Below are 6,230 nucleotides of genomic sequence, written 5' to 3'. Positions count from 1 at the left end.
GCTCCAGCCGGCGACTGGACTGGATGCGGTTGAGGTAGCCGTAGAGATACAGCTTCAGGAGCACTGCGGGATGGTACGAGGGCCTGCCGGTTGCAGCCGGTGTTGCACCATGGAACCCCAGAGCCACCAGGTCCAGCTCGTTGATGAAGGCATCAACGATTCGAACCGTGTTGTCCTGTGCAATGAAGTCATCCAGGCTCTCTGGCAGCAATATGACCTGATGCCGGTTCTGTCCCTCGATGTATCTGGGCATATTGATCTCGGTGTTCAATATGTCGCCAGACTTTACTGGCGCACTCGGCAGGCCGCGAGAGGGTTTTCACACAGCCTCCAGCGATTGCTGCCGGCGACCGTCGGCCGATCAGTGTCTGCTCTAGGCGGGGTAGCTGCCCTTTGCTGACGGCTGACGGCTTATTTCGGATGAACACCCCTACTGTGCGGCGTCGCCCACATCAACGTTCCTGACGTCGCCATTGCTGCCGGCGAGTGCGATGCTCCCTGCACCAGCGGCCCCAGGTGACGTAAATGTCAGGCAGGGTATGTTGCAAATACGACCTCTTCATGACTCGCCGAGTTGATGTTTGCCTTGTGATCTGAAAGCTGCCTCAACCGCATGCCGCGCCGTTTTACTTTTTCCAGTCCATTTCGCTATAATTTCCCGACGGAGATGGCATTCCTTCCGTGAACCGCCCTGGCATCGCCCGGGGCTAATGATGCCTACAGACACCTGATCACATTACAGGGCTGTAGGCGTTCGCGCTCAGATTCTTTGCTTGGTCAGGCCGATTGATTCGTTTCCTTGACCCGCATGAGCCGATTTAGACGACCTGAACAATTCGACCTGCTGCCGTACATCGGCAAGTGGCTCGTGATTGCCTCCGTTGTGGCCTTCCTGGCCGGCAGCGCTTCCGCACTTTTCCTCTTCGCGCTCGACCGCGCCACCGCCTGGCGCGAGGCCAACCGTTGGATCATCTGGTTGCTGCCGCTCGCTGGCGGCGCGGTCGGCTGGGTGTACTTCAAGCTTGGCAAGCAGGTCGAGGCCGGCAACAACCTGCTGATCGACGAGATCCACGACCCGAAGAAGGTCGTGCCGCTGCGCATGGTCCCGCTCGTCCTGGGCGGCACCGTCATTTCACATCTCTTCGGCGCGTCCGTGGGTCGCGAGGGGACGGCGGTGCAGATGGGCGGCGCACTGGCGGACCAGCTCACGCACGTCTTTCGAATGCAGCCTGCCGATCGCCGCATCCTGCTGATGGCGGGCATCAGCGCTGGCTTCGCCTCCGTGTTCGGGACCCCGTTGGCGGGGGCACTTTTCGGCCTTGAGGTGCTGTCCATTGGCCGGATGCGCTACGACGCCCTATTTCCCTGCATGGTCGCTGGCATCGTGGCCGATCAGGTCGGCATGGCCTGGGGCGTGCACCACATGCACTACGCGATCGGAAAGGTGGTCGCGGTTACGCCTTGGAGCGTTGGAGCCGTCGTGATCGCTGGTGTGATTTTCGGTCTCGTCGGCCTCGTGTTTGCGACTGCGACGCACCAGCTCGGAGGGCTTGTTAAGCGATGGATCTTTTATCCGCCGCTGCGCCCGATGTTGGGCGGCATCGTGATCGCGCTCGCCCTCTGGGCTCTCGGCAGAGCGGGCTTCGATGCGCATCGCTACATCGGGCTGGGCATTCCTAGCATCGTCAACGCCTTCCAGGAACCTTCGGCGCCGTGGGATTTTTTTGGCAAGCTGGCCTTCACCGTCACCTCGCTCGGCACAGGCTTCAAGGGCGGCGAGGTCACGCCGCTGTTCTACATCGGCGCGACCTTGGGCAACGCCCTGGCGCCCATGCTGCAGCTGCCCTTCGCCATGCTCGCCGGCATCGGCTTTGTGGCCGTGTTCGCGGGCGCGGCCAACACGCCACTGGCCACCATCGTCATGGCAATCGAACTGTTTGGGCCGCAGATCGGACCGCTCGCAGCCATCGGCTGCATCACCAGCTACCTCTGCTCCGGCCACACCGGGATCTACCACGCACAGCGCGTCGGTCACATCAAACACCATGGCGGTCCCCCGGAGGAACTGCGTATCGCCGATGTCCCGCAATTCCGTAAAAAGCAGCAGACCCAGCACGTCTCCGCAACCAAAGATGACCACTCATGAGTCGCGCTGAAAACTATCCGTCGACGGTGATGGCACTGCAGCTGTATTTCCCAGCCGGCAGCCATGCGAACCCAACCCGTATCTGGTACCACCTGAGCGTTCCAGGGCTTGCGCAGCAACTGTTGGCCTCGGCAAAGCGCGCGCACCTGCAGTCGGCGCTGCTCTACCACGTCGCATCGGGCCACCTCAAACGAGAGCGCGTGACGCATCATCAGATCGACGGCTCCCACATACTGCATTCGCAGTGCCTGGAGCTGATTGACACCGAAATGCAGCTACGCGCGTTCATCTGCCACGCGCAGCGCGTCCGCCACGGCAAGCATTGCCAATCCTTGCCCAAAAACCCTCGGCAGGCGGACATGGCTCAGTTCCGGCGCAAGCAGAAGCAGGAGAAGCGGGACGTTGTTTTGGAGGAGACGAAGTCATGACGACTCAGGCCCCCACTCCTACGTACGACCTGACCGTTTGCGTCTGTACTTTCCCTCCAACAGCCGCGCCAAGGCCACGCGTTTGTGGCACCGATTGGGCGCGCCCGCGCTGGCGCAGCATCTGTTGGAGGTTGCTCGTCGCTCGGGTATTCAACAAGCCTTGCTGTACCCGATCGGATCGGGCTACCTGCCAGGGGAGCGGCTCACGCACCACCACCTTGAAGACCATGCTTTGCGACATCTGCAATGTCTGGAGTTGCTTGACTCTGAAACTCGGCTTCGGACCTTCATGCAGGAGCACGCGGAGGAGTTGGGCAAGGTGCGGGCCGTTCTTTTCGCTTGCGAGCTTCCAATGACCGACGGCGAGTCGGAGTCGCCAACCAACGCCCAATCGTGCCGACCGCCAGTGCCGCCATCGACACGCGTCTCATGAGAGTGCCAGTCATGGCATCGGCTTCTCTTTTTCGTTCACGCTCACCAGGAGTTCATCATGAAGGGTTTCCAGATCACGTTCTTTGCCGAGCAGGAACATCGACACGACCACACCCCCATGGGAGACTGGCTTTTGCAATTTGCCAAGGACAACGGTGCGTTGGGCGGAAGCTTGATGGGCGCGGCTACGGGTTTCGGATCCGCCGGAAAAATGCATTCCACTCACTTTTTCGAACTGGCCCAGCAGCCTGTGGCGGTGACGGTATCGGCCACGGAAGAGGTCGCCGAACGACTGCTTGCAGCGATTGCGCTTGAGCCGGTCACGGTGTTCTACATCCAGGTGCCAATGGTCTACGGGCGGATCGGCAAAGCAACGCCGCCCGCGTCGGCCGGTGATGCCGCTGATGCCGGCGATTGACCGCAGCGTTGACCTTCGCCGAGGACCGTTTACGAATGACTGTCGACAACTGCTTGCTGGCGATCTCCGGTCTTGCGTCGCCGTTCGGCGGTCCGTTCGATCTGGCCTTGAACGCCGGCGAATGTGTCTGCGTGCTCGGCAGATCAGGATCGGGCAAGAGCGTCCTGCTGCGCCTGATCGCCGACATGGACCCCGGCACCGGCGGCGTGAACCTGGCCGGGAAACGCCGGGAGACATTTGCAGCGCCGGCGTGGCGAGGTCGTGTGATCTACCAGTCAGCCGAACCCGCTTGGTGGGCGTCAACGCCGGCAGCCCACTTCCCGTCTGCCGCGTCGAGCCGGGTCGCCGAACTGATGGCGGCGCTCGGGCTGGGCCCGGACCTGCTGGACGCCGACATCGCACGCCTTTCGACCGGCGAGCGTCAACGCCTGGCGCTCGTCCGCTCGATGGTGCGGGAGCCCGACGTGCTGCTGCTCGACGAGCCTTCGGCCTCGCTCGACGGCGCCTCCACGCTGGCGATTGAATCCCTGCTTCTGCAACAGCTCCGCTCCGGCCTCGGCATCGTGATGGTGACGCACTCGCGTGAGCAGGCTGTGCGGATGAGCCATCGCCACTTCGAGATGCGCGACGGCAAGCTGCACGCGCCATGAGCACCATCCATCTTCACGCCACGGACGTGGCGCTCGCCACGTTGCTGGTGCTGATCAACGCCCTGGCGTCCGTGCTCCTGCACCTGCAGTTGCATCGGCAGGTGCTCTGGGCCGCTACCCGCATGGTCGTCCAGCTCCTGCTGGTCGGCTTGGTGCTGCGCTTCGTGTTCCAGGCGGCGTCGCCGGCGGCCACTCTCGGGATCGTCGCGCTCATGCTGCTGGCGGCCGCGCGCGAAGTCGCAGTGCGTCCAACTCGGCGTCTCAAGGGTGCCGGGAGTTACCGCATCGCGGCGGTGGTCGTCGGCTTCTCGAGCATCGCCACCGTGTTGCTCGCATTGATGACGGCGATCCGCCCGCAGCCCTGGTACGACCCGCGCTACGCCATCCCGCTGATGGGCATCGTGCTCGGCAGTGTGCTCAATTCGGCCAGCCTGGGTCTCGACAGCTTCTTCGAAGGCATCAGCACCGGGCGCCCGGCGATCGAGGCGCAGCTGGCGCTCGGCGCCAGCATCCACCAAGCGCTGGCCGCACCGATCCGCCATGCGATCCGCCGCGGGATGATTCCGATCATCAACCAGATGTCGGCCGCGGGTGTCATCACGCTGCCCGGCATCATGACGGGGCAGTTGCTGGCCGGCATGGATCCACTCGAGGCCGTGAAATACCAGATCCTGCTGCTTTTCCTGCTCACAGGCGCCGGCGGTCTCGCGTCGGCGGGCGCGGTCTATCTGGCGGCGAGGGTTGTCACCGACGACCGACAGCGCCTGCGCGCAGATCGACTGAAGTAACACTCAGATCATGTTTCGAAAATCCCGAATCTAAAGTAGATCATGAACAGGCACCTTGCTTGTGCGCTCGCCTGGGCATCGCCGCCGCATCTGCGACGTTCAATGGCTCGGCTGAGAACACCCACGCCACCGGATCCGCATGCCGACAGGCAGGGCAATTGAACGTGTCGGCGCCACGATCGCAGGTGCAACTGCTGCTCATCCGACACGGTGAGTCCGAATGGAACCTGGCACAGCGTTTCACCGGCTGGGCCGACGTGGGTCTCACGCCGCGGGGTGTGCGTCAGATGCAGGAGGCCGGCCGTGCGATTCGGCGGTCAGGTCTGGTCGTCGACCGCGTCTTCTCCTCCATGCTGGTCCGTTGCATACGGTCTGTCGACTGCTTGCTGCTCGCAGCGGGAAGTCCATCGGCGCCACGCACAGCCGACTGGCGGTTGAACGAGCGGCACTATGGTGCATTGACGGGGTCATCCAAGGCCGAAGCCATCGCGCGGTACGGTGCCGATCAGGTGCAAGCTTGGCGCAGGTCGTACCGCGCGGTACCGCCGCCGTGGACTCAGGACGATGTCGATCGGGTGGCGACGGATCCATCGATGGAACCACCCTGCGCAGGGCTGGAACCCCTGCCCTTGGCGGAATCACTCGCGCAAACCGTTCTGCGGGTGACCGCGCTCTGGCAGGAACTGATCGAACCATCATTGGCGTCGGCCCAAACGGTAGCTGTCGTCGGTCATGGCAACAGCCTGCGGGCGCTGGTGATGCAGCTTGAAGAACTCAGTGAACAAGCGGTCTCGTGCCTGGAGATCGCCAACGGCGAAATGCGTGCCTATGAGTCAGGCGCTGGTCGCACACTGCATCTGCAATGCATCTGGCAGCCATCTGCGCTGGCGCCCATCTCAAAAATTCTTTGAGACAGCGGAATAAACGCAGGCGGCCAAGCGTCTGTCTGGATGTCAACTCTGACCAATTCCATCTTCCACAGGACTTCCCATGAAATCTTCCCTTCTGCCCACCCTGATTCTTGCGCTCGCCGCGCTCGCCTCTGGCGCCGCTATGGCCGCCGCTCCGGTCAAGACAGCCGGCGGCATGCTGGTCAACACCAGCGGCATGACGCTCTACACCTTCGACAACGACACGGCGGGCAGCGGCAAGAGTGCCTGCAACGGCCCGTGCGCCGGACTGTGGCCGCCGGTGATGGCAGAAGCGGACGCGAAGCCTGAAGGCGACATGACCATCGTCGCGCGCGACGACGGCACCAAGCAATGGGCCTACAAGGGCAAGCCGGTGTACCTGTACAAGTCCGACATGAAGGCCGGCGACATGACCGGCGACAACTTCAAGAACGTCTGGCACGTCATCAAGCCCTGA

Annotated in this window: 8 protein-coding genes and 1 riboswitch; of the genes, 7 read left to right on the top strand and 1 reads right to left on the bottom strand. The window is 62.9% G+C overall.

Features of this window, described 5'->3' with window-relative positions:
- Positions 1-253 (bottom strand): transposase (locus tag BM070_RS10595; RefSeq protein ID WP_139222796.1); only part of this gene is annotated, 253 nt, incomplete at its 3' end.
- Between the two features lie 401 nt (positions 254-654).
- A riboswitch (Fluoride riboswitch) is annotated at positions 655-727 on the top strand.
- A gap of 81 nt (positions 728-808) precedes the next feature.
- Here BM070_RS10595 and BM070_RS10590 point away from each other — a divergent pair.
- From BM070_RS10590 to BM070_RS10555, 7 genes are all read left to right on the top strand, one after another.
- On the top strand, positions 809-2,146 hold the full coding sequence (locus BM070_RS10590) for a voltage-gated chloride channel family protein (protein ID WP_092939537.1): 1,338 nt from the start codon (positions 809-811) through the stop codon (positions 2,144-2,146).
- Positions 2,143-2,574 carry a hypothetical protein gene (locus BM070_RS10585; protein ID WP_139222795.1) on the top strand — a complete coding sequence of 144 codons (432 nt, stop codon included), beginning with the start codon at positions 2,143-2,145 and terminating at the stop codon, positions 2,572-2,574. Before BM070_RS10590 ends, BM070_RS10585 begins: the two co-directional genes overlap by 4 nt.
- A gap of 490 nt (positions 2,575-3,064) precedes the next feature.
- Positions 3,065-3,424 carry a DUF190 domain-containing protein gene (locus tag BM070_RS10575; protein WP_092939535.1) on the top strand — a complete coding sequence of 120 codons (360 nt, stop codon included), beginning with the start codon at positions 3,065-3,067 and terminating at the stop codon, positions 3,422-3,424.
- Positions 3,425-3,459: 35 nt separating this feature from the next.
- Positions 3,460-4,074 carry an ABC transporter ATP-binding protein gene (locus BM070_RS10570; protein WP_068629660.1) on the top strand — a complete coding sequence of 205 codons (615 nt, stop codon included), beginning with the start codon at positions 3,460-3,462 and terminating at the stop codon, positions 4,072-4,074.
- Positions 4,071-4,862: an ABC transporter permease gene (locus BM070_RS10565; protein ID WP_092939534.1), complete on the top strand. Its 792-nt coding sequence runs from the start codon at positions 4,071-4,073 to the stop codon at positions 4,860-4,862. The genes BM070_RS10570 and BM070_RS10565 overlap by 4 nt, the downstream gene beginning before the upstream one ends.
- A gap of 59 nt (positions 4,863-4,921) precedes the next feature.
- Positions 4,922-5,773 carry a 2,3-bisphosphoglycerate-dependent phosphoglycerate mutase gene (locus tag BM070_RS10560; RefSeq protein WP_082754863.1) on the top strand — a complete coding sequence of 284 codons (852 nt, stop codon included), beginning with the start codon at positions 4,922-4,924 and terminating at the stop codon, positions 5,771-5,773.
- Positions 5,774-5,852: 79 nt separating this feature from the next.
- Positions 5,853-6,230 carry a COG4315 family predicted lipoprotein gene (locus BM070_RS10555; RefSeq protein ID WP_068629666.1) on the top strand — a complete coding sequence of 126 codons (378 nt, stop codon included), beginning with the start codon at positions 5,853-5,855 and terminating at the stop codon, positions 6,228-6,230.

This window comes from Paracidovorax wautersii (assembly GCF_900113035.1).
Classification (GTDB): domain Bacteria; phylum Pseudomonadota; class Gammaproteobacteria; order Burkholderiales; family Burkholderiaceae_C; genus Paracidovorax; species Paracidovorax wautersii.
Note: the sequence above shows the minus strand (reverse complement) of the source record. Positions and strands in the feature narration are given on the sequence as shown.

What these genes read in the sequence shown, in the direction of transcription:
- BM070_RS10590 (WP_092939537.1), top strand. Translation starts at nt 809, where the DNA reads ATGAGCCGATTTAGACGACCTGAACAATTCGACCTGCTGCCGTACATC.
- BM070_RS10585 (WP_139222795.1), top strand. Translation starts at nt 2,143, where the DNA reads ATGAGTCGCGCTGAAAACTATCCGTCGACGGTGATGGCACTGCAGCTG.
- BM070_RS10575 (WP_092939535.1), top strand. Translation starts at nt 3,065, where the DNA reads ATGAAGGGTTTCCAGATCACGTTCTTTGCCGAGCAGGAACATCGACAC.
- BM070_RS10570 (WP_068629660.1), top strand. Translation starts at nt 3,460, where the DNA reads ATGACTGTCGACAACTGCTTGCTGGCGATCTCCGGTCTTGCGTCGCCG.
- BM070_RS10565 (WP_092939534.1), top strand. Translation starts at nt 4,071, where the DNA reads ATGAGCACCATCCATCTTCACGCCACGGACGTGGCGCTCGCCACGTTG.
- BM070_RS10555 (WP_068629666.1), top strand. Translation starts at nt 5,853, where the DNA reads ATGAAATCTTCCCTTCTGCCCACCCTGATTCTTGCGCTCGCCGCGCTC.